At 35.8% G+C, this 3227-nt stretch carries 1 protein-coding gene; it reads left to right on the forward strand.

Going from position 1 to position 3227, the window contains the following annotated elements; all coding sequences use genetic code 11:
- Positions 1-211: 211 nt before the first annotated feature.
- The gene (locus tag AB4140_RS19310; RefSeq protein WP_372002250.1) at positions 212-2842 is read left to right on the forward strand and encodes a class I SAM-dependent DNA methyltransferase; all 2631 of its coding nucleotides are present in this window, start codon (positions 212-214) and stop codon (positions 2840-2842) included.
- The last annotated feature ends 385 nt before the right edge of the window (positions 2843-3227 follow it).

The following is a 3227-nucleotide window of genomic DNA, read 5'->3' on the forward strand; positions in this document are numbered from 1 at the left end:
TAGACCTCGTAAACAAAGACGCATTCTTTTTCCGGCAGTATTTTGAGCAATACTTACATATTCGCGAAAATATTCAATTTACAACAAGGACTTAGCGGTGGTACCTTTGAAGTTTGAATTGAGCAGCCTGGAACATTATTGTGCTGCTATTGAATAAGCTGTTAGATGAAAATGGTCATCATAAAATTTAGTATTAGGAATCAACTGTAAAATGGCAAAATCAAACAAAAAACAAGAAGCTTTAACTGTTACAAGATTAATTAATGAAGTTCTTGTTCAACAGCTCGATATCCCTCTAAAGAATATAGTCAATGACACTGCCTTTTCTGAATATACAGGCTTAAAAAGGCCAGATTTAATTATTTCAGACTTTCCATATGATGGTGGAAATGAGAAACAATATATAGAGAATATTGTTGCGTATGCTGAGATTAAAGATAACTGCAGTGTTGATGACAAAGATTGGAAAGATGCAATTAAACAAGGTAAAGAAAAATCAAAGAAATTGAAAATTGGTTATTTCATTGTCTCTAACCTGAAGACTTCAAGATTTTACAACTCCAAAAATGGGAAGGAAATTTTACTTAACGGGAATTCATTAAGAGATTTTCAAACGATAGATATTTTACGTCTTATAAAGGCAAAACTTGATAAAGATAATGGTCTTCATAAAATAACGACAAACGCAGATACTATTTCTGCAATTTCAGAAGCCGTCTTTAATAAGAAATTATGGGAGTTAGCAACAGTATATCGAGGAATTGGTTTTAAAGATAACACCCAGAAAATAGACTTCACTATCGGTATGATAGCATTAGAGTTTTTCGAAGAGAAAGAACGGCTCGATGGGAATCATGATAGTACAAAGATTTACTGGAGTGATTGTAAGGGACAAAAATCAGAAATAATTTCTGCTAACCTAACTCAATATATAATAAGGCTTGAAAAAGAAACAACATTTTCAACATTTATTGAGCTTATGGAAGCTGTCCGTATTTCAATATCAGGTAGACCGGGAAAGGAAGAATTAATATCTCCGGCAAACTTGAAGGAAATATATGAAATTATCGATTCCATGAGTCCTTTGCATGGATGCGGGTTTGACTTATTTGGAGCGGTGTATGAGATGTTTGCATCCAATAAAGAGAAAAAGGACTTTGGTGAGTATTTTACTAGGCGACACTACACACATATTTTTACCAAGCTTTTGCTCGCAGGTGAACAGCATTTCGATAAAGATAAGAAATTTACAGTGCTTGACTTGGCTTGTGGTACTGGCGGTTTTTTAACAGAAGCTTTTAGCGTAATAAAAAGTAACTATACCGAAACGGATACATTAACGAAAGAATCCCTTAAGTTTTTGAGTGAAAATTGTTTCTATGGTGTAGATGTAAGGGAGGAAAATATTTCAAGAACAAAAATAAATATGTTCTTGGTTGGTGATGGCCATACTCATATGGTCAGTAAAAACAGCCTTACATATGATTTTGAAGGAAGTCAATTCGATTACATCGTAACCAATCCTCCTTATGGCGTAGGTAATATACAGGCTGAAACTTCTGCAATTTCAACAGTTAGAACTGAGATCGCTTTTCTCTGCAAAATAATAAACTTAATGAAAGTAGGAGGAAAGTCCTGTGTCATTATTCCTGATGGCGTTTTAGAAAATCCATCTTTTTCAAAATTCCGTAAGGAAATACTTGAAAAATGTAACTTGGATGCGGTTCTTTCATTGCCTAAGTTCGCCTTTGCACCGTATACAAAAGAAAAAACATATGCATTATTCCTAACTAAAAGAAGCAATAAAATTACTAAGCCACAGAAGTCCGATGTTTGGATGTATATAATTGACAATGACGGCCTAGCAAATTCGGACAAGCGATTTCATACAAAGTTAAGAAACACTGATTTATCGTGGATTCATGATGAGATATCAGGCTGGATTAACAAATCAGGTGAAGAAGAGTTAGGTGCTCTTGAGTCTAGATGGATGAAGTTCGATGATATCAATTCAGGGGGAACTTCTTGGGTAGACGAAAAAGGTGTTGAAAAGACATTAGTGAAAGGTGGTTTTATTTCAGTAAAAAAAATTATATCCGATAAGCATATTAAATTATTACCAGAATACTACCTCAGACCTTATTCACCTAAATATGTCACAATTAAAGACATTGACCTTGAGTATGACGAAATTTTAGGAACACTAAAAGAGTTTAAGAAATCGACCAAAAAAGACAACACAGATAAACTATTTGATACTAATAAAACTATAGTTTTATCAGAAATATTGAGTCATGTTAGTAGAAATGACTCTTTGTCTGAAGAAGGGATATATAAAATAAGTCAACACCTTGATAAAGATAAAGTAACTGTTCTATCCGGTTCACTAGATGGATTTTATGGTTACGCGCCTTCCACAATAAAAATTCACAAACTTGTAAAAAAACCATGCATACAAGTTGTAACAAGAGGTCAAGCAGGGAAAATGAGGTTCCACAAATGTGGAAACTACGCCACAAATACTAATTCAATGCTTTTATACATTAAGTCTGATGCAAAGAAAATATTAGGTATTAAAAATAACAAAGAAGAGGAGGAATATTTAAAGTTCTTAGAATTTATCCTCCAACCAAAATTTGATGAGTACACATCAAGTGCAGACCTTTCTGTTCTCCCTTTAACAAAAGTACTTGATGATATTGTTATCCCACTGATCGTTTCTAGCGAAAATTTGAGAAAGGTCGTGGAGCGTAGAGATAGAATTGCCATGTTACATAAAGGTTTATCTGGAGCACTATCTGCTTCAAATACGCTAAGTGATAAAATTTTGGCAATTGATTAAAATCATCTAATCGGGTAGCCGGAGGTATCTAGCCTCCAGCCCCCACACCACCCTGCATGCGGCTCCGCACAGGGCGGTTCCCAAAGACTTTCAGAACAGGTTGGCCGATTAGCTCCGACATATCCCAATGCTGGCTTCTGTATTATCAACGCCAACACTCCTAAACCCGGTCGGGCATGAAATATTGAGTTGCACAGGCTCCTCACTGATCTTTAGGTTCAGGCCTTCACCATGTCCCAACCATTACGATGGGCGTTCGGCTACTATGCCGTCTGCTGACTTCTGCTTAATCACATCCCGAGTTACCCCGTTATGCGCTATCGGTTTTCATCTGGTTCGCTCTTTTCAGTCGATGACGCTGAAAAGCCAAGTGTAACCCTCCCTT

The organism is Shewanella sp. 10N.286.51.B2, assembly GCF_041469265.1.
In the GTDB taxonomy this organism is placed as follows: domain Bacteria; phylum Pseudomonadota; class Gammaproteobacteria; order Enterobacterales; family Shewanellaceae; genus Shewanella.